The sequence below is a fragment of the Priestia sp. LL-8 genome, from assembly GCF_036227845.1.
GTDB classification, from domain to species: domain Bacteria; phylum Bacillota; class Bacilli; order Bacillales; family Bacillaceae_H; genus Priestia; species Priestia zanthoxyli.
This window is the reverse complement of the sequence record NZ_JAZAQH010000001.1, coordinates 4,792,734-4,816,914: the sequence shown is the minus strand read 5'-3', so window position 1 is coordinate 4,816,914 and position 24,181 is coordinate 4,792,734. Positions and strand designations below refer to the sequence as shown.

General features: G+C 39.5%; 25 protein-coding genes and 1 other RNA gene. 18 read left to right on the top strand and 8 right to left on the bottom strand.

Features of this window, described 5'->3' with window-relative positions; genetic code table 11:
* Positions 1–75: 75 nt before the first annotated feature.
* The 8 genes from tpiA (at position 76) to ssrA (ending at position 8,631) form a co-directional block, all read left to right on the top strand.
* Positions 76–831 carry a triose-phosphate isomerase gene (gene tpiA, locus U9R83_RS25220; protein ID WP_013085385.1) on the top strand — a complete coding sequence of 252 codons (756 nt, stop codon included), beginning with the start codon at positions 76–78 and terminating at the stop codon, positions 829–831.
* Positions 831–2,363 carry a 2,3-bisphosphoglycerate-independent phosphoglycerate mutase gene (gpmI, locus tag U9R83_RS25215; RefSeq protein WP_014457841.1) on the top strand — a complete coding sequence of 511 codons (1,533 nt, stop codon included), beginning with the start codon at positions 831–833 and terminating at the stop codon, positions 2,361–2,363. The genes tpiA and gpmI overlap by 1 nt, the downstream gene beginning before the upstream one ends.
* Before the next feature lie 24 nt (positions 2,364–2,387).
* The gene (gene eno, locus U9R83_RS25210) at positions 2,388–3,683 is read left to right on the top strand and encodes a phosphopyruvate hydratase (RefSeq protein ID WP_014457842.1); all 1,296 of its coding nucleotides are present in this window, start codon (positions 2,388–2,390) and stop codon (positions 3,681–3,683) included.
* A 208-nt stretch (positions 3,684–3,891) separates the two neighbouring features.
* Positions 3,892–4,125 (top strand): preprotein translocase subunit SecG, encoded by a 234-nt coding sequence (gene secG, locus U9R83_RS25205; RefSeq protein WP_014457843.1) that lies wholly within the window; start codon positions 3,892–3,894, stop codon positions 4,123–4,125.
* Positions 4,126–4,392: 267 nt separating this feature from the next.
* Positions 4,393–5,133 (top strand): alpha/beta hydrolase, encoded by a 741-nt coding sequence (locus U9R83_RS25200; protein ID WP_029714523.1) that lies wholly within the window; start codon positions 4,393–4,395, stop codon positions 5,131–5,133.
* A 38-nt stretch (positions 5,134–5,171) separates the two neighbouring features.
* Positions 5,172–7,514: a ribonuclease R gene (gene rnr, locus U9R83_RS25195; RefSeq protein ID WP_115655051.1), complete on the top strand. Its 2,343-nt coding sequence runs from the start codon at positions 5,172–5,174 to the stop codon at positions 7,512–7,514.
* Between the two features lie 145 nt (positions 7,515–7,659).
* Complete coding sequence (smpB, locus tag U9R83_RS25190) at positions 7,660–8,127, top strand: SsrA-binding protein SmpB (RefSeq protein ID WP_013059694.1); 468 nt, start codon at positions 7,660–7,662, stop codon at positions 8,125–8,127.
* A gap of 142 nt (positions 8,128–8,269) precedes the next feature.
* Positions 8,270–8,631, top strand: a transfer-messenger RNA (tmRNA) gene (gene ssrA, locus U9R83_RS25185).
* 129 nt (positions 8,632–8,760) lie between these two features.
* Here the strand turns inward: ssrA and modB are convergent.
* From modB to fdhF, 4 genes are all read right to left on the bottom strand, one after another.
* Complete coding sequence (gene modB / locus U9R83_RS25180) at positions 8,761–9,417, bottom strand: molybdate ABC transporter permease subunit (RefSeq protein ID WP_014457846.1); 657 nt, start codon at positions 9,415–9,417, stop codon at positions 8,761–8,763.
* Between the two features lie 7 nt (positions 9,418–9,424).
* Complete coding sequence (gene modA / locus U9R83_RS25175; RefSeq protein WP_182421414.1) at positions 9,425–10,222, bottom strand: molybdate ABC transporter substrate-binding protein; 798 nt, start codon at positions 10,220–10,222, stop codon at positions 9,425–9,427.
* A gap of 125 nt (positions 10,223–10,347) precedes the next feature.
* Complete coding sequence (locus tag U9R83_RS25170; RefSeq protein ID WP_014457848.1) at positions 10,348–10,827, bottom strand: DUF1641 domain-containing protein; 480 nt, start codon at positions 10,825–10,827, stop codon at positions 10,348–10,350.
* Between the two features lie 11 nt (positions 10,828–10,838).
* On the bottom strand, positions 10,839–13,778 hold the full coding sequence (gene fdhF / locus U9R83_RS25165) for a formate dehydrogenase subunit alpha (protein WP_226556360.1): 2,940 nt from the start codon (positions 13,776–13,778) through the stop codon (positions 10,839–10,841).
* A 364-nt stretch (positions 13,779–14,142) separates the two neighbouring features.
* Between fdhF and U9R83_RS25160 the strand changes: the two genes are divergently transcribed.
* From U9R83_RS25160 to moaA, 3 genes are all read left to right on the top strand, one after another.
* On the top strand, positions 14,143–14,487 hold the full coding sequence (locus U9R83_RS25160; protein ID WP_013059689.1) for a DUF2294 domain-containing protein: 345 nt from the start codon (positions 14,143–14,145) through the stop codon (positions 14,485–14,487).
* A gap of 66 nt (positions 14,488–14,553) precedes the next feature.
* Entirely contained in the window at positions 14,554–15,300 is a 747-nt protein-coding gene (gene fdhD, locus U9R83_RS25155) for a formate dehydrogenase accessory sulfurtransferase FdhD (protein ID WP_371906275.1), read from the top strand.
* Positions 15,301–15,346: 46 nt separating this feature from the next.
* The gene (gene moaA / locus U9R83_RS25150) at positions 15,347–16,363 is read left to right on the top strand and encodes a GTP 3',8-cyclase MoaA (protein WP_115655048.1); all 1,017 of its coding nucleotides are present in this window, start codon (positions 15,347–15,349) and stop codon (positions 16,361–16,363) included.
* 12 nt (positions 16,364–16,375) lie between these two features.
* On the opposite strand, the gene mobA is transcribed toward moaA, so the two are convergent.
* A complete protein-coding gene (gene mobA / locus U9R83_RS25145) occupies positions 16,376–16,945 on the bottom strand; it encodes a molybdenum cofactor guanylyltransferase (protein WP_014457852.1) in 570 nt (189 codons plus the stop codon).
* 161 nt (positions 16,946–17,106) lie between these two features.
* Between mobA and U9R83_RS25140 the strand changes: the two genes are divergently transcribed.
* The 5 genes from U9R83_RS25140 to moaD are packed head-to-tail and all read left to right on the top strand — an operon-like array spanning position 17,107 to position 20,618.
* The gene (locus U9R83_RS25140; RefSeq protein WP_014457853.1) at positions 17,107–18,123 is read left to right on the top strand and encodes a molybdopterin-synthase adenylyltransferase MoeB; all 1,017 of its coding nucleotides are present in this window, start codon (positions 17,107–17,109) and stop codon (positions 18,121–18,123) included.
* A gap of 17 nt (positions 18,124–18,140) precedes the next feature.
* The gene (locus tag U9R83_RS25135; RefSeq protein WP_243550065.1) at positions 18,141–19,406 is read left to right on the top strand and encodes a molybdopterin molybdotransferase MoeA; all 1,266 of its coding nucleotides are present in this window, start codon (positions 18,141–18,143) and stop codon (positions 19,404–19,406) included.
* Positions 19,394–19,921 (top strand): molybdopterin-guanine dinucleotide biosynthesis protein B, encoded by a 528-nt coding sequence (gene mobB, locus U9R83_RS25130; protein WP_115655046.1) that lies wholly within the window; start codon positions 19,394–19,396, stop codon positions 19,919–19,921. Before U9R83_RS25135 ends, mobB begins: the two co-directional genes overlap by 13 nt.
* Positions 19,918–20,382 (top strand): molybdenum cofactor biosynthesis protein MoaE, encoded by a 465-nt coding sequence (locus tag U9R83_RS25125; RefSeq protein WP_140451778.1) that lies wholly within the window; start codon positions 19,918–19,920, stop codon positions 20,380–20,382. The genes mobB and U9R83_RS25125 overlap by 4 nt, the downstream gene beginning before the upstream one ends.
* A 2-nt stretch (positions 20,383–20,384) precedes the next feature.
* Entirely contained in the window at positions 20,385–20,618 is a 234-nt protein-coding gene (gene moaD, locus U9R83_RS25120; RefSeq protein ID WP_209368012.1) for a molybdopterin converting factor subunit 1, read from the top strand.
* 32 nt (positions 20,619–20,650) lie between these two features.
* Here moaD and U9R83_RS25115 read toward each other — a convergent pair whose 3' ends face one another.
* Positions 20,651–21,292 carry a nitroreductase family protein gene (locus U9R83_RS25115; protein ID WP_013059680.1) on the bottom strand — a complete coding sequence of 214 codons (642 nt, stop codon included), beginning with the start codon at positions 21,290–21,292 and terminating at the stop codon, positions 20,651–20,653.
* 27 nt (positions 21,293–21,319) lie between these two features.
* Positions 21,320–21,757, bottom strand: a complete 438-nt coding sequence (locus U9R83_RS25110) for a MarR family winged helix-turn-helix transcriptional regulator (protein ID WP_013085370.1) — start codon at positions 21,755–21,757, stop codon at positions 21,320–21,322.
* Positions 21,758–22,090: 333 nt separating this feature from the next.
* Between U9R83_RS25110 and U9R83_RS25105 the strand changes: the two genes are divergently transcribed.
* Positions 22,091–22,234 carry a hypothetical protein gene (locus tag U9R83_RS25105; protein ID WP_182421420.1) on the top strand — a complete coding sequence of 48 codons (144 nt, stop codon included), beginning with the start codon at positions 22,091–22,093 and terminating at the stop codon, positions 22,232–22,234.
* Here the strand turns inward: U9R83_RS25105 and U9R83_RS25100 are convergent.
* Positions 22,231–22,857 (bottom strand): undecaprenyl-diphosphatase, encoded by a 627-nt coding sequence (locus tag U9R83_RS25100; protein WP_243550063.1) that lies wholly within the window; start codon positions 22,855–22,857, stop codon positions 22,231–22,233. The two genes, U9R83_RS25105 and U9R83_RS25100, sit on opposite strands and share 4 nt — an antisense overlap.
* 162 nt (positions 22,858–23,019) lie before the next feature.
* Between U9R83_RS25100 and U9R83_RS25095 the strand changes: the two genes are divergently transcribed.
* The gene (locus U9R83_RS25095; RefSeq protein WP_226701659.1) at positions 23,020–24,153 is read left to right on the top strand and encodes an MGDG synthase family glycosyltransferase; all 1,134 of its coding nucleotides are present in this window, start codon (positions 23,020–23,022) and stop codon (positions 24,151–24,153) included.
* The last annotated feature ends 28 nt before the right edge of the window (positions 24,154–24,181 follow it).

Sequence of the window (24,181 nt, the reverse complement as noted above, 5' to 3'; positions counted from 1 at the left end):
CACTTTTAACAGCACCCTCTTGGACATCTAACGCGTGAAGGGAAAACCCACAATAAACAAAGGACGGTGTTATACATGCGTAAACCAATTATTGCAGGAAACTGGAAAATGAACAAAGTACTTTCTGAAGCAACTAGCTTTGTTGAAGAAGTAAAGGGAGCAGTACCATCTCCTGAAAGCGTAGATTCAGTAGTATGTGCACCTGCACTATTTTTAGATCGTTTAGTAGAAGCGACTAAAGGCACAGACTTAAAAATTGGTGCACAAAACATGCACTTTGAAGAAAACGGTGCGTTCACTGGAGAAGTGAGCCCTGTTGCTTTAGCAGATTTAGGCGTGAACTATGTTATTTTAGGACACTCTGAGCGTCGTGAAATGTTTGCTGAAACGGACGAAACAGTAAACCAAAAAACAATTGCTGCATTCAAACACGGTTTAACACCAATTGTTTGCTGCGGTGAAACAAACGAAGAATACGAACAAGACCAAACAAAAACAGTTGTAGCTAATCAAGTACAAAAAGCATTAGCGGGTCTAACTGATGAGCAAGTAAAACAAACGGTTATCGCATATGAGCCAATTTGGGCAATCGGTACAGGTAAATCTTCAACTGCTGAAGGTGCAAACGAAGTTTGTGCATACATCCGTAGCGTTGTTGCAGAACAATTCTCTCAAGATGTTGCAGATGCTGTACGTATTCAATACGGCGGTAGCGTAAAACCTGCTAATATTAAAGAATATATGTCTCAATCAGACATTGACGGAGCTTTAGTAGGTGGAGCAAGCTTAGAAGCAGATTCTTTCTTACAGCTTTTGGAGGCTGGTAAGTAATGAGTAAAAAGCCAGTAGCATTAATCATCTTAGATGGTTTTGCATTACGCGATGAAGATAAAGGTAATGCGGTAACACATGCAAAAAAACCAAACTTCGACCGTTTCTGGAACGAGTATCCTCATGCTACACTTCAGGCATCTGGAGAAGCTGTAGGCTTACCAGAAGGCCAAATGGGTAACTCTGAAGTAGGTCACTTAAACATCGGCGCAGGCCGAGTTGTGTACCAAAGCTTAACTCGTGTAAACGTAGCAATTCGTGAAGGCGAGTTTGAACAAAACGAAACGCTTCTAGCAGCTGTAAAGCACGCAAAAGAAAAGGGTACAAACCTTCATCTTTTCGGACTTTTATCTGATGGCGGTGTACACAGTCACATCGAACATCTATATGCATTATTGCGTCTAGCTAAGAGTGAAGGCTTAGAAAAAGTCTACATTCATGGCTTCTTAGATGGTCGTGACGTAGCACCTCAATCTGCTGAAACGTATTTAAAAGAACTTAATGAAAAAATTGAAGAGTACGGCGTTGGTGAAATTGCAACACTTTCAGGACGTTACTACTCAATGGACCGCGACAAACGCTGGGAGCGCGTAGAGAAATCATACCGCGCAATGGTTTACGGCGAAGGTCCATCATATACAAGCGCTGAAGAGTGCGTAAAAGATTCATATGAAAATGGAATCTATGACGAATTCGTTTTACCTTCTGTTATTACAAAAGAAGACGGATCGCCAGTTGCGACAATTCAAGACGAAGATGCAGTTATTTTCTACAACTTCCGTCCGGATCGCGCAATTCAAATTTCAAACACGTTCGCAAACGAAGATTTCCGCTCATTTGATCGCGGTGAAAAACATCCGAAAAACTTACATTTTGTATGTTTAACTCACTTTAGCGAAACAGTTGACGGATATGTAGCCTTTAAGCCAATTAACTTAGATAACACGCTTGGTGAAGTATTATCTCAAAATAACTTAAAGCAGCTTCGTATTGCTGAGACAGAAAAATATCCTCACGTAACGTTCTTTATGAGCGGTGGACGTGAAGCAGAGTTTCCTGGTGAAACACGTATCTTAATCGATTCACCAAAAGTAGCAACATATGACTTGAAACCTGAGATGAGTGCTTATGAAGTGACGGACGCGTTGCTTGCAGAAATCGAAGGCGACAAGCAGGACGCTATTTTATTAAACTTTGCAAATCCTGATATGGTAGGCCATTCAGGTATGTTAGAACCAACGGTAAAAGCGATTGAAACAGTAGATGAGTGCTTAGGCAAAATTGTAGATGCAATTTTAGCTAAAGGCGGTACAGCAATCATCACAGCAGACCATGGTAATGCTGATGAAGTGATTACGCTTGAAGGTAATCCAATGACGGCTCATACAACGAATCCTGTTCCAGTAATCGTAACCAAACAAGGCTTAGAGCTTCGTGAAGACGGTATTCTAGGAGATCTAGCTCCTACGATGCTTACTCTTCTAGATGTAGCACAGCCAAAAGAAATGACAGGTAAAACATTAATTAAATAATTAATTATAAAGGAGAGTTTTAAAATGCCAGCAATTCTTGACATTTATGCACGCGAAGTATTAGATTCTCGCGGTAACCCAACAGTTGAAGTGGAAGTATATACTGAATCAGGCGCTTTCGGACGCGCTTTAGTACCAAGTGGTGCTTCTACTGGTGAATATGAAGCAGTAGAATTACGCGATGGTGACAAATCTCGCTACCTAGGTAAAGGTGTATTAAAAGCAGTAGAAAACGTAAACGAAATTATCGCTCCTGAATTAGTAGGTATGGATGTAACTGATCAAATCGGTATCGACCGCCTTATGATCGAGTTAGACGGTACTGAAAACAAAGGTAAATTAGGTGCCAACGCTATTCTTGGTGTATCTATGGCAGTAGCTCACGCAGCAGCTGACTTCGTAGGTCTTCCATTATACCGTTACCTTGGCGGATTCAACGCTAAGCAATTACCAACTCCAATGATGAACATCATCAACGGTGGTTCTCATGCTGATAACAACGTTGACTTCCAAGAATTCATGATCTTACCTGTAGGAGCTCCTACATTCAAAGAAGCAATCCGTATGGGTGCTGAAGTATTCCACGCGTTAAAATCTGTTTTAGCTTCTAAAGGCTTAAACACAGCTGTAGGTGACGAAGGTGGTTTCGCTCCTAACTTAGGTTCTAACCGTGAAGCATTAGAAGTAATCGTAGAAGCAATCACAAAAGCTGGTTATGAAGCTGGTAAAGACATCCAATTAGGTATGGACGTAGCTTCTTCTGAGTTCTTCAACAAAGAAACTGGTAAATATGACTTAGCAGGCGAAGGCCGTACAGGCGTAACTTCTGCTGAAATGGTAGATTTCTACGAGCAGTTAGTTAACGAATTCCCAATCGTTTCAATCGAAGACGGTTTAGACGAAAATGACTGGGATGGTCACAAGCTATTAACTGAGCGCATTGGGGGCAAAGTACAGCTTGTTGGTGACGATCTATTCGTAACAAACACGAAAAAACTTGCTCAAGGTATCGAACAAGGCGTAGGTAACTCTATCCTTATCAAAGTTAACCAAATCGGTACATTAACTGAAACGTTCGAAGCTATCGAAATGGCTAAACGTGCTGGTTACACAGCAGTAGTTTCTCACCGTTCTGGTGAAACTGAAGATGCAACAATCGCTGATATCGCTGTTGCAACAAACGCTGGTCAAATCAAAACTGGTTCTATGAGCCGTACAGATCGTATTGCGAAATACAACCAATTACTACGCATCGAAGACGAGCTAGGTGTTCTAGCTGTATACGATGGTGCTAAATCTTTCTACAACTTAAAAAAATAAGTTGAAATCATAAAAAACGGATGACGATTGTCATCCGTTTTTTTATGTTAAAATCCGGTGTATTTCGCTGTCGTTACTTGTATGAGAGGGCTTTTTATGATAAATTAACCTTAGCGTAGTGCGCGTACTTTATCCCCGGTAATGCCAGTCAGAAGGGATGAAGAAACCCCGCTGATTGACTATTACTTGGTGTAGGAGGTGTGTCTTAGTGCATACATTGCTGATTACTTTGCTAGTGATTGTTTCAATTGCATTGATTGTTGTGGTCGTTTTACAATCAAGCAAAACTACTGGATTATCTGGAGCTATTTCCGGTGGGGCTGAAACGTTATTTGGAAAACAAAAAGCACGTGGAATTGACTTAGTTTTACACCGTTTGACAGTAGTGTTATCTATCTTATTTTTTGCTTTAACACTTGCTGTATCTTATTTCAAACTTTAATATGTTACTGGATAGACTGCCACCCAATGCATATGTACTTGGTGTATACCAACTTATGTATTAGGTGGTTTTTTAATGGGCGTGTTGAATACTTTAATTTCATTTTTAAGTAATGATATAATATAGCTTTAGAAAAAAGTACTAAATATAGCATAAAAGCGCAAAAGTTGACGGCCATATATCCGTGTATGTGATGACCGTCACATAAATACATGTTTTTTTCTATTAGGACTGCAGATATTATAACTAAAAGGAGTTAAATGATATATGAAAATTGCACAACCAAAGCCATTTACATTTGAAGGCGGCGAAAAAGCTGTTTTATTACTTCACGGTTTTACCGGAAACTCTGCTGATGTTCGCATGTTGGGTCGGTTTTTAGAGAAAAAAGGATACACATGCCACGCACCTCATTACAAAGGACACGGTGTAGCGCCTGAAGAGCTTGTTCATACTGGTCCGGAGGATTGGTGGAAAGATGTCATGGAAGGCTATGAGTTTTTAAAAAGCAAGGGTCATGAAAGTATTGCTGCTGTAGGTCTTTCACTAGGTGGCGTATTTTCACTGAAATTAGGTTACACTGTACCTATAAAGGGTATTGTGCCTATGTGCGCGCCTATGTATATAAAGAGTGAAGAAGTCATGTATGAAGGTGTTTTAGCGTATGCACGCGAATATAAAAAGCGTGAAGGTAAATCGTCTGAACAGATTGAACAGGAAATGGAAGAGTTCAAACAAACACCAATGAACACATTAAAGTCTTTACAGGAATTAATCGCTGAGGTGCGAAATTCAGTTGATATGATTTATGCACCGACATTTGTTGTACAAGGTCGTCATGATCATATGATTAATACAGACAGCGCCAATATTATTTATAATAGCGTCGAGTCTCCTACAAAAGATATTAAATGGTACGAAGAGTCTGGTCATACCATTACCTTTGATAAAGAGCGTGATCAGCTTCATGAGGATGTATATGCATTTTTGGAATCACTTGATTGGTAATAGAGATAATGTGAATAAGGAAAAAGGAGGGACAAAAAGTGAAAGAAGAAAATCAGCCCTATATGAATGAAATATTGGATTTTATGAAAAGGGATAATTATAAACCTTTGACTGTCCAAGAGCTTGCAAAAGAATTTAATACTGAGGATGCAGAGTCATTCAAAGAGTTTGTGAAGGCACTTGTTATTATGGAAGAGAAGGGTTCAATTATCCGAGCAAGAAACGACCGCTACGGGCTGCCGGAACAAATGAATTTTGTTAAAGGGAAAGTAAGCGGACATGCAAAAGGCTTTGCATTCGTAGTTCCTGAAGAAAAAGACGCGGGAGATGTATTTATTCCGCCTACTGAAACAAACAATGCTATGCACGGGGATATTGTGCTTGCAAGAGTGTTATCAGAATCATCAGGTGCTCGTCGTGAAGGAACAATTGTAAAAATCTTAGAACGAGGTACTCAGCAAATTGTAGGCACGTATACGCAAAGCAAGAATTTTGGCTTTGTGATTGCGGATGACAAAAAAATTGCAGGTGATATCTTTATTCCTAAAGCAGCAAGAAACGGTGCAGTTGAAGGTCATAAAGTAGTAGTAGAGCTGACAACCTATCCGGAAGGCCGCATGAATGCAGAAGGAAAAGTTGTTCAAATTCTAGGACATAAAAATGACCCGGGGATCGACATCATTTCTGTTATCCATAAGCACGGTCTTCCTCAAGAATTTCCTGCTGATGCTTTAACACAAGCAATTGATACACCTGAAACGATTGACGAAAAAGATATCGGTAACCGCCGCGATCTTCGTGATCAAGTTATTGTAACCATTGACGGAGCAGATGCAAAAGATTTGGATGATGCCGTAACGGTTACAGAGCTTGAAAACGGAAACTACAAATTAGGCGTTCACATTGCAGATGTAAGCCACTACGTTAAAGAAGGTTCTCCCATTGATGTAGAAGCAGCAGAGCGCGGAACAAGCGTCTATTTAGTAGACCGTGTTATTCCGATGATTCCTCATCGTTTATCTAACGGAATCTGTTCATTGAATCCAAAAGTTAACCGTTTTACGCTTTCATGCGAGATGGAAATCGATGCACAGGGTGAAGTAGTTAAACACGAGATTTTTGAAAGTGTCATTAAAACGACAGAACGAATGACGTATTCAGACGTGAACAAAATCTTAGTGGATAAAGATGAAGAAGTCTTAGAACGCTACGAGCCAATCGTTCCAATGTTTGAGCGTATGGAAAAGCTGGCTGCTATTCTTCGTAAAAAGAGAATGGATCGCGGTGCCATTGATTTTGATTTCAAAGAAGCAAAAGTGTTGGTAGATGATGATGGCCATCCGCACGATGTTATTTTGCGTGAACGTTCAGTTGCTGAAAAGCTAATCGAAGAATTTATGCTGGCGGCAAACGAAACAGTAGCGGAACATTTTCACTGGATGAACGTGCCGTTCATTTATCGTATTCATGAAGATCCAGATGCAGAGAAGCTTACTCGTTTCTTAGAGTTTATTACAAACTTCGGTTATACGGTGAAGGGAACCGGAAACGATATTCATCCGCGTGCGCTGCAGGATATTTTAGAAGAAGTAAAAGGTACGCCTGAAGAAATGGTTATTTCAACTGTTATGCTTCGTTCGATGAAACAAGCGAAATATGAAGCAGAAAGCTTAGGCCATTTCGGTTTATCAGCGGAGTTCTATACGCATTTTACATCTCCAATCCGTCGTTATCCAGATTTAATCGTTCATCGTCTCATTCGCACGTATTTAATTGAAGGAAAATCAGATCAGCAAACGCAAGAAAAATGGCGCGAGCTTCTGCCTGATATTGCTGAGCATTCTTCTAATATGGAACGTCGTTCAGTTGATGCTGAGCGGGAAACAGACGATATGAAGAAAGCTGAGTTTATGGCTGATAAAGTTGGGGAAGTATTTAATGGTATTATTAGCTCTGTTACCAACTTTGGAATGTTCGTGGAGCTAGAAAATACGATTGAAGGGTTAGTTCACGTTAGTGATTTAACGGATGACTATTATCGTTATGACGAACGTCACTATGCGATGATTGGAGAAAGAACTGGAAATGTCTTCCGAATCGGAGACGAAATTGAAGTAAAAGTTGCTGCTGTGAATAAAGACGAGCGTTCAGTAGACTTTGTTATTGTAGGAATGAAAGAAAGTCGTAAGCGTTTATCCAAAGATCGTCCTAAAGTGATTAAAGCAAAGCAAAAATCACGCAAAGATGACAAAGGAAAAGGTCGAGAGGGCAGCCGAAGCAAAAATGAAGAATGGTCCACTCAAAATCCAAAGAAGAAAAAGAAAAAGAGATTCTTCGAGGGTGCCCCAAACGTTAAGCGTAAAAAGAAAAAGCGCAAATAATCGACAGCAGTGAAGCAGAAGGATAGTCCTTCTGCTTCAAAACAGCTCCATTAAACGTTTTAGTTGTTGTTTAGATTTCCATACAGTAAAATGATACATAATATCATACATATACGTAAGTACGGCTGAAGGGAAGGAACGTTTTATGCCAAAAGGTGAAGGGAAATTAATTGCACAAAATAAAAAAGCCCGCCATGACTTTTTTATTGAAGAAACATATGAGACGGGTATTGTTCTACAAGGAACGGAAATTAAATCAATTCGTAATGGCCGCGTAAATTTAAAGGACTCTTTTGCTCGTGTGCAAAACGGAGAAGTATTTTTACACAATATGCACGTTAGTCCTTACGAACAAGGAAATCGATACAATCATGAGCCACTTCGTACACGAAAACTATTGCTGCATAAACGTGAAATCAGCAAGCTAATTGGTTATTCAAAAGAAACGGGTTATTCACTAGTTCCTTTAAAAGTGTATTTGAAGAATGGATACGCAAAGGTTTTATTAGGGCTTGGTAAGGGTAAAAAGAAATATGACAAGCGTGAAGACTTAAAGCGAAAAGAAGCTAAGCGCGATATCGAACGAGCATTTCGTGATCGTCAAAAAATGTGATATTACAAAATCTTACAATTGCAAAATGCTCATTTTATGATATAATAAATATTGTTATCAGTTAGATTTCATTTTGCACACTGAAGTCGCTATCTGATGTAAGATTTTTTCTTACACATTCCGACTCCCTTTTATTTTATATGGGGACGTTACGGATTCGACAGGGGTAGTTCGAGCTTAGGTTGCGAGTCGAGGAGATGGCCTCGTTAAAACATCAACGCCAATAATAACTGGCAAATCTAACAATAACTTCGCTTTAGCTGCATAATAGTAGCTTAGCGGTTCCTCCCTCCATCGCCCATGTGGTAGGGTAAGGGACTCACTTTAAGTGGGCTACGCCGGAGTTCGCCGTCTGAGGACGAAGGAAGAGAACAATCAGACTAGCGACTGGGACGCCTGTTGGTAGGCAGAACAGCTCGCGAATGATCAATATGCCAACTACACTCGTAGACGCTTAAGTGGCGATATTTCTGGACGTGGGTTCGACTCCCACCGTCTCCACCAAATACATATTTTTGGTGGCTTACCTTACATACAATAGGAGTTAATCAAATGTATGATGCATTTGATTAACTCCTTTTTTAATTTACGATTTATGTAAAAAGGATGCCTCTTACACAAAGAGGCATCTTTTTACTTTTGTTTAAGCTGAACAAAAAGCAGCATAAGAAAGGAAAGAAAGACGATTGAAATAACCCATAGCCAAGCGAGATTCATGTTTCCAGAGTCAATCGCTACGTAGATAGCGGTAGGAACCGTTTGTGTTTCACCTGGAATATTGCCAGCAAACATCAAAGTGGCTCCAAATTCTCCAAGCGCTCTTGCCAGACTCAGCACACCTCCTGTTACGATAGCTTTAGCAGCTAAAGGGATGGAAATAAAGCAAAAAACTTTCCATTCGCTGGCACCATCTACTCGAGCTGCGTCTTCGATTTCATGATCAACGCTTTGAAAGCCTGTTTTGGCAGATTGATACATAAGAGGGAACGCCACAACAACAGATGCAATAACGGCTGCCCACCATGTAAAAATAACGGGTTGTTGAAAGACCCATTCAATTGCTCGGCCTAGTAGACTGTGTTTTCCGAAGATAACAATCAATAAAAATCCAACTACGGACGGAGGGAGCACCAACGGGAGCATTAACGCCGTTTCAATCATCACTTTTCCCTTAAAGTGTTTCCTGGATAACAGTTTTCCTATAACAGTGCCTAAAATAATAACGACAAATCCTGCTACTAATGCAATTTTAAGCGATAGCTGAAGAGGAGATAAAAATTCTTGAATCATAGCGGCCTCAATTTGCAGTGAAACCGTATTTCTTTAAAGTGTCAAGAGCCGTCTTACTTTGTAAAAATTGATAAAAAGCTTTTGCTTCTTGTGGGTGTTTCGAATCCTTAATAACGCCTACAGGATATACAATTGATTTGTGAGTGCTATTATCTGCAGTAGCGACAATTTTCACCTTTTTTGAAATCAAGGCATCGGTTTTATAAACCACCCCAGCTTCAACGTTTCCTGTCTCTACATAGGAAAGCACCTGGCGTACGTCTTTTGCATAGACGGTTTTAGGCTCAATGTTTTTCCACAGATTCATGTGTTCAAAAGTCTCTTTTCCATACTGTCCGGCAGGAACGGATTCCGGTATGCCAAGTGCAATTTTTTGAACAGCACGCTTTGATAGATCTTCAAAATTTTTGATAGCAGCCGAATTATTCTTTGGGACGATAAGCACAAGGTCGTTGCCAACCAAGTCAGTTCCATTTTCTTTAGAAATAGCTCCTGACTTTACCAGTGTATCAAACTTATCTTCCGCTGCTGAAAAAAACAAATCAGCCGGTGCGCCGTTTTCGATTTGCTGCTGCAGCGAGCCTGAAGCTCCAAAATTAAATTTCAAGTCTATATTTGGATGCTTTTTTTCATAGTGCTTTTGAATATCAGTGAGCGCATCTTTTAAGCTGGCCGCAGCGGATATCGTTAAGCTAATGTTTTTGTGCTGAGCTGCGGATTGATCTGTATTTGTTTCGTTCGAACAAGCAGCAGTAAACATAATTAAAAATAATAGTGCGAATAAGGGTTTAAAGTATTGTTGCATCGTGTCACCTCAATTAGTTGTAGTAAAGCAATTTAGTATAACTATATCACGTTCATTTAAAATTTGACTTCCTAAAAAGAAAACAGCGACTTGAAAGGGAAAAAACTTTCAAGTCGCTGCCTTATTTATTCTTCCAACGCTTTGCCCATTCCTTTTAAAAAGTGAAGCCCAAATCCAATTGCACGATTGACATCTGGATCGTTTAGCGCTTTTATAAGAGCTAATGCACTTACTTTTTTTCCTGTTTTTATATATTCATTCCCTTCGTTCATACCAGCTGTTGCGCTATTTACAAGTTTAGCGGTTACCTCTGGATCTGCCTTCATCAAACCACTGCTTGCACCCATAAGAGTATTAATTAAATTGGTTACCGGTTCTCTGGAAATTTGATGAAGCGCAATTTTTGAGATTTTTTCTTTCGCTTGAATCATTGAATCAGCAGCTTCAAGAACACCCATGTCGTTAAGTTCGCCAACAATACTGAGAATACGGTTCAACGCTTCTTCATTATCTGCCAGCAGAGAAGTTAAATCTTCTAATTTTTGTTGTTTTTCTTCTTCCTCGCTTAGAAGAGGTTTCTTAATTTCTGTAATAGGTTGTGCCATCTTTTCTCCTCCTATTTACTTGTTAAATGGACGTAGCCAGGACGGTTCCATTTACGCTGAACCTCGACCCCATTTTGAGGATGGCGTTTTTTGTTACGCGGATTTGTAGACGGTAAAGGCGTTTCTCCACCTTTACTTAATACTTCCATCCGTACTTTTGTTTGTTTGTAAGCCGGTGTATTTGTTCGTTGGTCGACTGCAGGTCCCGTCAAGAAGTTAATAGCCGAATCTTTATGAACAGAGTGCATTGGAAGATACAGCTCATTTGCTTTTACTCGCTCTGTAATTAATGCCCGTACTTTTACTGCTCCAAACGGTGAGATTAATCTGACAAGCGAACCTTCTTCAATTTCACGCTCCTTGGCAAGCTGAGGTGAAATTTCTACAAATACTTCCGGTACTTTTGATTGAATACCGCTCGATTTATTGGTCATATTCCCTTCATGAAAATGTTCTAACATTCGTCCGTTATTAATGTGCAAATCATATTCCTCTGGAAATTCAGCAGGAAGCACCCAATCTGATAAAGCAAAGCGCGCTTTTCTATCTGGGAAATTAAACCCATCGACGTAAAGTAAAGGCGTGCTTTTCCCCTCTAAGCTCCCCCATAAGAAGCTATCCCAGCCTTCAAGGTTTTCGTAGCTGGCTTGGCTGAATAGCGGTGATAGACTAGCCATTTCTGCAAAGATTTCACCAGGGTGTGTATACGTCCAATTTGCACCTAAGCGGTTTGCAATCTCTTGAACAATCCACCAATCCGGCTTTGAATCACCAAGCGTTGGCAATGCTTGATACAATCTTTGTACACGTCGCTCCGTATTGGTAAACGTTCCTTCTTTTTCAAGAGAAGGAACAGCAGGCAGTACAACATCAGCATATTGAGCCGTTCTTGAAAGGAAAATGTCTTGAACGACAAAAAAGTCCAGGTTTGATAATATTTCATGCACATGATTAGCATTTGAATCGACAAGGGCCATATCTTCTCCAACGAGGTACATGGCTTTCATTTTTCCTTCATCAATCGAGTGAAGCATTTGAATGTTATCAAGACCCGGCTTGTCTTTAATTTTTACGCCGTATGCTTTTTCAAATTTTTCTCGAGCGACTGAGTCTGTGACATGTTGATAGCCTGGAAGCCAAGCAGGAAGAGTTCCCATATCACAGGCTCCCTGCACGTTATTATGGCCTCGGAGCGGATAGGCGCCTGCACCAGGGCGTCGATAGTTTCCAGTAGCAAGCAACAGGTTTGAGATAGCCGCTGATGTATCAGAGCCTCCTGTATTTTGCGTCACGCCCATACCCCACAGAACACAGGTTCCATCGGCGTCTCGAATCATTTCAGCTATTTGAATGAGTGTTGCTGCTGAAATACCCGTAATTTGTTCAGCATATTCAAGCGTATACTTTTCAAGCAAAGAGTTAAAGTCTTCAAAATAGTTGACGTTTTCTTGGATGAATTTTTCGTTGTGCCATCCTTGATCAATCATGTATTTTGTTACAGCCATTAGCCATACTTGGTCCGTACCTTGTTTTGGACTGATAAAAATGTCAGAGCGTTCAGCCATTTCGTTTTTGCGCAAATCTGCGACGATTAGTTTTTGGTCATGAAGCTTATGCGCGCGTTTGATACGAGTTGCTAATACAGGGTGACCTTCAGCAGGGTTAGCTCCAACGATGATAACCAGTCCAGCTTTTGCGATGTCTTTTATCGTGCCGGCATCGCCTCCCATTCCCACTGTTCGAAATAATCCATCGGTTGCAGGAGACTGACAGTAGCGAGAGCAGTTGTCTACGTCATTTGTTTCAAACATTTGGCGAGCCAGCTTTTGAATAACATAGTTTTCTTCGTTTGTAATCTTAGAAGAAGAGATAAAACCAACGGATCCATGTCCGTACTGCTGATTGATAGAGTTTAACCTGCTTGCTACTAAATCGAGCGCTTCTTCCCATGACGACTCTACAAATGCGCCATTTTTTCGGATTAAAGGCTTAGTAATACGTTTTTCAGAGTTTACAAAATCCCAGCCGAATTTTCCTTTCACACAGGTTGAAATAGCATTTGCGGGAGCATCTGAGCTAGGTTGAACTTTAAGGATTTCACGGCCTTTTGTCCACACTTCAAATGAACATCCAACTCCGCAAAATGTACATACGGTTTTTGTTTTTTTCGTCCGAGTTTCACGCATAGCTGCTTCCACTTCTGAAACAGCAAAAATTCCGCTGTACCCTGGTTCCACTTCTTTAACTAAATCAATCATTGGATTCAAAACGCCTTTTGGAAGTCCAGTCATGAATCCAGCTTCTCCGAGCATAGATTTTTCCATTAAGGCATTACAAGGGCATACTGTTACACATTGGCCGCAGCTCACACAAGAAGATTCATTGATTGCTACACCATCATCCCAGAGAACGCGGGGACGTTTCGCTTCCCAGTCGATAGAGAGCGTTTCATTAACTTGAAGATTTTGACAAACCTCTACACATTGTCCACAAGCAATGCATTGATTAGGGTCATAACGGTAGAACGGATGAGACATATCGACTTCATCCTCTGAGGCCTTTGGCGTATAGGGGTATTTTTGATGTTCGATCTCCATCATTTCGGCTGTATTATGTAATTTACAGTTTCCGTTGTTATTATCGCAAACGGTGCAGTATAGCAAATGATTCTCTAATAAACGATCCATTGCTTCCGTCTGTGCCGCTTTTGCGGGTGCTGATTGTAATTCAATCTTCATGCCGTTTTCAGCTTTTGTAGAACAAGAACGAACTAATTCGCCATTCATTTCAACAATACATGTGTCACAAGTTTGAATAGGGTCCACTTCAGGCACATAACAAATCTGAGGGTGCTCAATGCTTTGCTGATTAATAATTTCGAGTATGGTAGAGCCTGAAGCTGCCTTGTATTCGTTGCCATTTATATGAACAGTGATGGTTTCACGACTCATGTGTTTTCCTCCTTTATATAAAAACAAAAAACCACCATGAATACACACGCCTAATCAAATAAGGGAAGTGCAATCATGGTGGAATAGTTTACTAGCAGGTCTTACTAATATGCCAATCCGGCCCATTTATATCGTTAAGAAAAAGTGATAGAGTAATAACAATTCATTATTATTATTCCATCTCGGTTATTTATAATTATATCGCTACGTTTTTAAATGCACAACTTTTTTAAATACCCAACTCTCTTCAAAAGTTTTGCTGCAAAGATTTTAGGCTTTTATTTTTTGAAGTGTTGATTTATGATAAAAAAACTGTAGGAATAAAATGCACAATTTAATTTTAATCGGTGGGAGAGCGTTGATTATGTCAAAAACTATTCATGAATTTAATGATATTATTCGGAAGCTTCGAAAAGATTTATTTGGAAAAGGACCGGAAAGAATACATACGGTTTTTGTTGAAAATATGGCTGTCTCAACACTGTATGGAAATTTAACTCCGACAGAAACATTTATTGCAAGCACTTCTGAAGGATGTGACATGGTTCATCTAGCTCGAACAAAAATGATCCAAGATGTATATGCATCGAATCCGCCGGAAGGGCTAGAAGAATTGGTAGGAGCAAAGTTGGTTAATTTATTTTCAGATATGAAAATAAAAGAAAATATAGCGGTTTCCGTATTCGTTTTTGATAAAAACATTATTTGAAAAAGGAGACATCACATGAACTCGACCGTTAAGAAGCGTACAGTTCTTAGATTTAGAAATGGTCAAATGGAAAGCTTCGAAGATAAAATTGTAACGGAGTTTCCTGTGACTGTAAAAATTAACGAAGAAGAGTTTGTCACAATGGTATGTAGCCCTCAATACATTGAAGATATGGTAATTGGCTATTTAGCATCTGAAGGGGTTATTCGAGAATACAAAGATATTAAAAACATATGGGTTCAAGAAAAAGAAGGGTATGTTCATGTTACAATAGATAAATTAAACCCATATTTTCAAAACCTTCAAAATAAACGATATATCACGTCTTGCTGCGGGGCGAGCAGACAAGGGTTTGTCTTTATAAATGATGCGCTGACTGCTAAAAAAATGAATGATATATCGGTAGAACTTTCAATTAAGGATTGTTTTCAATTGATGAATAAGCTTCAGCAATCTGCTGCTACGTTTCAAGAAACGGGTGGCGTTCATAACGCTGCCATTTGTGATAAAAATGGTTTTATGCTTAGCAGAATGGACATTGGCAGACACAATGCCCTAGATAAACTATACGGGTATTGCTTAAAACACCATATTTCAATTAGAGATAAAGTAGTCGTCTTCAGCGGCCGTATTTCTTCAGAAATTTTGCTGAAAGTGGCGAAGATCGGGTGTGAAGTGGTTCTTTCAAAATCTGCTCCGACTGAACTTGCTTTAAATCTTGCAGAAGAATTGGGAATTACAACGGTAGGGTTTATTCGAAATGATTCGTTGAATATTTATACATGCCCGGAAAGAATTTTAAGAGAGAGTTAATCTGCTGTGAAGAAGCTGACAGCTAGAGAGAGGAGAGATGAGGCAGATGTCATACGCTATAGTTGATACTTTAAAGCGTCCTTTACGAGACTTGCGTTTGTCAGTAACAGATCGCTGTAACTTTCGCTGTCGATATTGTATGCCTGAAGAAATTTTTGGAGCAGACTATCCATTTTTACCTGCCGAAAACATTCTTTCGTTTGATGAATTAGAGAGGCTCACTAGATTATTCGCATCGCTAGGAGTAAAAAAAGTGCGTATAACGGGAGGAGAGCCGCTACTAAGAAAAGGCTTGCCGGATCTAATCAATCGTCTGAAGCAAATTGAGGGGATAGATGATATTGCCATCACAACAAACGGCTCACTGTTAAAGAAGCATGCAGAAGCCTTATCAAAAGCGGGATTATCAAGAGTAACCGTCAGCTTAGACTCGCTTGATGAGGTGAGATTTCAAGAGCTGAATGGAAACCGAGGAAGCGTCAAACGAGTATTAGAAGGAATAGAGGCAGCAGCTCTTGCGGGAATTTCAGTCAAAATAAATATGGTTGTCCAAAAGGGTAAGAACGAGCAGGATATCCTTCCGATGGCCCAATATTTTAAAGACAAAAAACATACGCTGCGTTTTATTGAATATATGGATGTTGGAAATTCAAACGGATGGAAAATGGATGAGGTTATAACAAAGAAACAAATTCTTGATATAGTTGGACAAGAAATGCCTCTTGAAGAAATACCGCCTCATTACACAGGAGAAGTAGCCACCAGGTATCGGTATGTCGGGACAGAAGAGGAAATTGGTATCATTTCATCTGTCACAGATTCATTCTGTTCCACTTGTTCACGCGCAAGAGTATCGGCTGAAGGAAAGCTCTATACCTGTTTGTTTGCGTCAAAAGGATATGACCTCCGGACACTGATACGGTCAGAAGCATCTGATCATACTGTTTGTGAGACCATTTCTGATATCTGGAATCATCGGAAAGATCGTTACTCAGATGAGCGGGCTAACGGAAGACAGGTCGAAGGCGCTGAAAAAGTAGAAATGTCTCATATTGGTGGATAATTTAAAAAAGCTTTATACATGCCAATCACTGCGATGATTTACATTTATAAAAGTGGGATCTTCTGCTGAAAAAGGCACGCGAAGGACGTTTGTCCGATTCAACAATCCTGTAAGCCTTCTTTCACCTTGCGTAACGAGTTGTTCAATAAGAGGAAGCGTTCTACGGTGATAGAGTGCTAGAAGCGGGTGCATGTGATTTGGCTGAACAGGAAGAACAATATCAGCTGAGTTCGTCTGAGTTAGGCTAATCATATTATGAACAAACTCAGCGTTAACAAAAGGAATGTCACACGAAAGAATAAAGAACCATTCAGCACGGCAATTAATTGCAGTTAAAGCATGATGAATTGCATACAAAGGTCCTTGATACGGGCATTTTTCAACTGCAAATGTAACATCCTTTCTTTGAAAATAAGGAAGTAAATCTTGGTTGGTAGACACAAGTATAGGTGTAACGTGATTTTCTTTTAATGCATCTATACTGTATTCGTAAAATGATTTCTTGTTATAGGTTTCAAACATTTTTGGTTGACCGTAGCGAGAAGATTTCCCTCCTGCTAATACAATGCCGGCAATGGACATCTATTAAATACCTCCATCAAAATATATTTGTATATTTATGCAAAAAAGCCTCCGTGAAGCAGTTTAGCTTTATGTGTATAATAGCATGTTTTTAAAGAAATATCTTTGACGAAGGAATAGATAGTGAAGTCAGAGATTGAATGAGAAAGGGAGAGAAAAGAGTGACAGAACGTTATTCACGTCAGCAGCTTTTCCAGCCCGTTGGAAACAAAGGGCAGCAGCAAATTAGAAGTAAGCATGTTTTAGTTGTAGGTGCAGGGGCTCTAGGCAGCGCTAGCGCAGAAGCCCTTGTGCGTGCTGGAATTGGAAAATTGACTCTTATAGATCGTGATTATGTAGAATGGAGTAATCTACAGCGTCAGCAGCTTTATACAGAACAAGATGCGCAAAACAAACTACCTAAAGCTGTAGCAGCAAAAAATCGTTTGCGTCAAATAAACACGGAAGTGAAGATTGAAGCGCTGGTGATGGATGCTCAGCCTGCTAATTTAGAAAATATCGTCCAAACAGCTGATGTGATCATCGATGCAACAGATAATTTCGACATCCGTTTTATTTTAAATGATTTGTCACATAAGCATGAAGTCCCTTGGATATACGGCTCATGTGTGGGAAGCTATGGCACCACTTATACCGTTATCCCAAATGTAACCCCTTGTCTGCACTGCATATTGAAAAAAGTGCCTGTCGGAGGAGCAACCTGTGAGACAGCAGGAATTATCAGTCCAGCTGTTCAAATCGTGGCAGCCTATCAAATAACCGAAGCATTAAAAATTTTAGTCGAAGATGTTGAAGCTTTGCGCCACACATTTTTAACCTTTGACGTCTGGAATAATCAGCACGCTGAATTTAAGACGGGAAAAATGAAAAGTGATAAATGTTCTTCTTGCGGATCGACCCGAACGTATCCGTACTTAGCGTATGAAAATCAGCTTAAAACAGAAGTTCTTTGCGGCAGAGAGACGGTTCAAATCAGACCCTCACAGCAGCATTTACACAACTTTGATGAATTGGAAAAGCGGTTAAAAAAACAGGGGGAAGTGGACCGCAATCCATACCTTCTGTCATGTCAGCTTCCAGAGCAGCGCTTTGTGATTTTTCAAGATGGCCGTGTATTTATTCATGGAACGAATGATATTCAATTTGCGAAAAGCTTATATTATCGTTTACTAGGATGAGTAGAGGAGTGAAAAGAATGAGAGAAAAGCGAACTCCTATCCCTGTTGGAGAATGCGTTGGACGAGTGATGCAGTATGCAAAAAAAGGAAAGCAAGAAATCATTGCGCTTGAAGAAGCTCACGGCAGATTTTTAGCTGAAGATTTAATAGCAGATCATGATATTCCTGCTTTTGATCGTTCTCCATATGATGGTTTTGCCGTTCGATCGCAAGATACGAAAGAAGCATCATCACTTCATCCAGTAGAACTGGCTGTTCGAGGAGAAATAGGAGCGGGTTCTGTTTTTGAACATACAGTCAACGCGATGCAGGCTGTGCGTATTATGACAGGAGCGCCTATTCCAAAAGGCTGCGATGCGGTTGCGATGCTTGAAGTAACAAAAGAATATACGAAAGACGATCAGCCGATCGTTCAAATCAAGCGTTCGTTTAACAGCGGAGATAACGTTTCTTTCAAAGGAGAAGAAACAACAAAAGGCACTGTGTTAGCTTCAAAAGGAACATATATCACTCCGGGAGTATCTGCTCTTTTAGCCACATTTGGCTATGATAACGTAGCTGTCTTCAAAAAGCCTGTAGTTGGATTACTTGCAACTGGAAGTGAACTAGTGGAAGTGAGTGATCCTGTTCAGCTAGGGAAAATTCGTAATAGCAATGCTCATATGCTTCGTGCCCAAATTGAAAAAGCTGGAGGCGAAGTGAACTATTTTGGTATCATGCCCGATGATTTAAGTCAGTGCTACAACGCGGTAAAATCTGCACTGTCAGAAGTGGACATGCTGATTACAACGGGTGGCGTTTCAGTAGGAGACTATGATTATCTACCCGATGTTTATAAGCAATTACAAGCCGAAGTTCTTTTTAATAAAATAGCGATGAGGCCAGGCAGTGTAACAACGGTTGCTCGTATGGAAGAGAAGCTTTTATTTGGCCTATCGGGAAATCCTACAGCGTGCTATGTCGGTTTTGAACTTCTGGCACGTCCGGTAATCAGTACATATGCGGGTAAAAGCACCCCTCATCTTCGGAAAGAAAAAGCTTTGTTAGGAAAAGACTTCTTAAAGCCAAATCCTTTTATGCGATTTGTATCTGGCAGGCTTTCATACAGGGAAGGGCAGCTAATTGCTTCTCCATTAAGCTTTACAAAATCTAGTGCGGTTTCGTCTTTAGCTCATGCGGATACGTTAATTATATTTCCTGGAGGGACGAGAGGGTACAAAAAAGGAATGCTGGTTGACGTCTTATTGCTAGATGACGTACAGGGAAGTGAATGGCCTTGGTAGCACGTTGCACCGTTTTACAAGTAGTTGGATTTCAAAATAGCGGAAAAACTACTTTAGTGGAAAAGTTAATTAAAAAAGCGAAACAATTCAATCTATGTGTAGGCTCTATTAAGCACCATGGACACGGTGGACCTCCAGATAGCAGCAGCGGGTTAAAAGACAGTCATCGCCACCAGCGAGCAGGTGCCGATGTGGCAGGTGTAGAAGGAGGTGGAATCCTTCAGCTTACGGCAGATAGTAAAGACTGGAGCCTAAAAAAGCTGATTGATTTTTATCAATTTTTCTCGCCAGAGATCATTTTTGTTGAAGGATATAAAAAAGAATCCTATCCAAAAGCAGTCTTGATTCGAAGTGAAGAAGATCTTGTTCTGCTTTCCTCTCTAACCAATATTATATGCGTGATTAGTCACGTTCCGCTTAAAAAAGAAATGCAGCGAGCATATCCAATGTTTCACTTACAAGAAGACGAGCTTTATCTTAATTTTTTATTGAAAGAAGTGGGGGAAAGAAGATGAACCAGCACTTATTTGAAGTAGTAAATCAGCCAATTGCCGTAGATGAAATAATTAAAAAAGTTTCTAGAAGAGACGCGGGAGCTATTACGACATTTATTGGAACGGTAAGAGAATTTACAAAAGGCAAGAAGACCCTATCTCTTGAATATCAAGCCTATGTGCCAATGGCAGTGAAAATGCTGAGCCAAATTGGTGACGAAATTCAGGAAAAGTGGCCCGATGCTTTGGCAGCTATTACTCATCGAATCGGGAAGCTTGATATAACAGAAGTTGCAGTAGTTATTGCCGTTTCTTCTCCGCATCGCAAAACAGCTTATGAAGCAAACGAGTATGCTATTGAACGTATTAAGCAAATTGTGCCAATTTGGAAAAAAGAATTTTGGGAAGACGGAACAAAATGGATTGGAGATCAGTTAGAAACGAAAGAATATCCTGAAGGAAAGCCATTGAAGGAGATGTAAAAATGATTAACGTTTTATTTTTCGCTGCTATACGTGAAGAGGCTGGAGTGGAACAAGTAACAGTTGATAAGCAAGGTATAACAGTGAAGGAATTAAAGGAATATGTACAAAAAACGTATAAGCTGTCCTCTCTAAAGCAAACGATGACAGCAGTCAACGAAGAGTTTGTAACAGATGAAGAAACCATTGGAACGGGAGATACCGTTGCATTTATTCCGCCTGTTAGTGGAGGATAAAAAAAGGTGCTGAATACACAGCACCTTTTTTATTATCTAAATTGAGCTACTTTTTCGATTGGTAAACGTACAGACGGGTAGCCACTATTTGCTGCTTTGCCGATTGAAAGTAACATAACCGGTGCATAGCGCTCTTTGTCTAAACCGAATGCTTCGGCAATTTGATCTTTTTCATAACCGCCAATAGCGTTTGTATCATAACCGTGAGCACGTGCAGCAAGCATTAACTGCATAGATACTAAACCGCCGTCAATTAATACCGTTTCTTTATTTAATTCTTCAGAAGCAGCTGCGTAGTGCGCTTTAATTTTAGGAATTTGCATGTCTCTAATTTCTTGTGGCATATAGCCTAGTTCAACAGCTTTATCGTAAATTTCATCTAAATTTTCTTCACTTTTTAAATCGCCGAATATCGCAATAACAGCTGCCGATGTTTCTACTTGTGACTGATTAAATTTAGCAAGCGGAGCTAGTGTTGCTTTTCCTTCAGGGCTATCAATTACTAGAAAGCGCCAAGGCTGTGCATTAACAGAAGATGGAGCTAGCGTCGCTTCTGTTAAAATTTCTTTCATTTCTTCACGGCTGATTTTGACAGATGGATCGTAATAACGAATAGATCTGCGCCCTGTAATAATATCTTGGAAATCATTGTTTAGTGTTTTTGTTTGTGTCATGATGAACTCTCCTTTATGTTAAAAATGTTATGACCGTTCAATGGCCGAAATGTTTACTTTTAAACGCTCAAGCATTTTGGAAAGCAGCAGCTGTTCTTCTTCGCTGAAATCTTTAAATGCTTCATCAATAAAGCGAGCTTTTTCGTTTCGAAATGCACCGATTTTTTCATGTCCGCTTTTCGTAAGCTTTACAAATGTTACGCGGTTGTCATCAGGGTTTTTACGGCGTGATACAACATCTCTTTCTTCGAGCTGCTTTAAATGCCTTGTAATTGCAGCATTGTCAATGTTCACTTGCTGTTGAAGCGCCTTTTGACTCATTTCACCTGTTTCATAAAGCTGATGTAAAATATCAAGACGTGATTGGCTAACACCGGTACAATGCTCAAACTTTTGATTAATTTGTTTATTAACTTCTTGCAGAGCATACAGAACATTTGCTTTTTCAGAACATGAATGTGACAAGAAAGTCGCTCCCTTTTTCTATGATATTTATTGATGAATTAATATTTGATACATCAATGTTTGATACATCAACTAATATAAAATAAATAAAAGTGAAAGTCAAGAAAGTGAATAATCTTTTTTTATAAATAATAAAAAGAGAGTGAGATATAACGAAATCAATTTAATCTAAAGACGAACAAATCGGATAAATGAGCCCTTATGGACCGCTTGTGACACGGCAGTTGATTTCCGTGCAAGACTTCGCTTTCCGCGGGCGGCCGGTGAGCCTCCTCGTCGCTTGCGCTTCTGCGGATTCTAACCTGTTCCGCTGTTCCCACAGGAGTCTTCTCTTTGCCCTCCAATCAACTGCCAGAAGGAACGAAACAGATAAAATCTACGTTCATCGTAACAAAAAAAACGAACCACTCATCAAACAGTTTGATGAGTGGTTCGTTTTTCACTTCAGCTAAATTATTTTTGTCTCAGCCTCTTTAAGCTGAATGATTTTTTTTGCTAATTTGTTCATGCGTATATGGAGATAGAAACGGAATACGCTTGATAATCACATCGTGAATCCAGAATAATCGCTGGATAAGAGGAGCTGTTTTATCTGAAAGATAGATAACAAAGCAGCTGATAGCTCCCGCAATTACCATGCCTCCAAGTACATCTGCTGGATAGTGGACACCTACGTAAATGCGTGAAAGGCCCGAGATGACAGCCCATATAAAAATGATGGTTCTCCATTTGCTTTTTCGTAACCACATGATCCAAGCAGCAGAAAAGACTAAAATCGAATGATCACTGACAAAAGATGAATTAGCCGGGTGCGGAATCAGCTTATGAACGTGATGAGTCACAAACGGACGCGGGTGGTAATACACCAGGTGAATGACTTCATTGATACATAGAGAAAGTACAATCGTAAACAAGATGTATAAAGCCGTATAACGGTGATAAATTGTTCTTTCTGTTTTTCCGCTAAACCAAAGCAAAAGCAAACAAGCCATTATAAAATAAGGAACGCTATTCGTAATCATAACCATGACAGAATCCATTGCGCTGGATTTACCAGCAAACGAGTTAATCCATTGAAATACTTCGTAATTGAGGTTCATTTGTTTTCTCCTTATACAGTACTTTTCACTCTTAGTTTAGATTGACACTCTAAAAAAACGATGAATTTCACATTAAAAATCAATTAAAATCCGAAATTTAAGGGCATTTAATGATATAAAAAGGAGAGGAAGAAACTGCTTTTAGAATAGGAGATGAAACAGTTGAAAAAGGTTTTATTTTTACCTCTTCTAAAAATGCCTTCTGGCCATCATCAAGTGGCAGAGGCGTTAATGGATATAATGGAAAGAAGAACAACAAATATTTGTTATAAAAAAATAGATTTATTAAGTTACACGAACGAACTATTAGAAAAAGTGGTTACAGGCACGTATTTGAAATGGATTCGTTATGCTCCAGAAACGTACAATATGGCATACAAACATCTCTTTTATGAACCGCCTGTTCATTCATTCAAATGGTATCATCACGTATTCGCAAAAAAAATGGAGCACTTAGTTAAAGAAGAAAATCCGGATTTAATTATATGCACACATGGATTTCCTTCTTATTTGCTCAGTCAATTAAAAGCAAAAGGCAAGTGCAATGTTCCTATTATAAATGTCTACACGGATTTCTTTATTAATAATTTATGGGGGAAAGAAGAAATTGACTTTCACTTTCTTCCGAGTGAAGAAGTAAAAAGAGGGCTTCGTGCTCAAAGTGAAATCCCACTTCAAAATATGTTGGTCACAGGAATACCGGTACATGAAGAAATAACAAAAACAAGAACAAGAACTGTTAATCATCATGGTAACCAAAATATTTTAATTGCCGGAGGCAGCAGCGGCCTAGGTAATATTATGGATTTCTACAATGATTTAAAAGAAGCGCGCCATTTTCATTATTTTGTTTTATGCGGCAAAAATCAAAAGTTATACGAAGAAATCAAGGGATGGGAATTACAGCACGTTACACCAATTCCGTACATTTCATCACGCACAAAAATGAATGAACTGTATGAACAAGTGGATGCTATTGTAACAAAGCCAGGTGGTATCACGGTCAGTGAAGCTCTTCGCAAAAATTTACCGATTTTTGTTCATTCTGCTTTACCGGGTCAAGAAGAAGTAAATTTACGCTATTTAACAGAGCGAAACTTAGTTCAAGAACTAAAGACAGATCAATCGTTAGAAAATCAGCTACAGGAAGTGCTGCAGGATGCTGATAAAATGAACACATTATATAACGCCATTGCTGCTTATCATAAAGAAATCGAAGCACAAACGCCTGAAGAACTTTTAGCAGTAGTCAATTGGATTTTAGGTGAAAAGCAAACAATTGGTCTTCATGCGTAAAACATTCATGTTTATAAACAATAAGGAT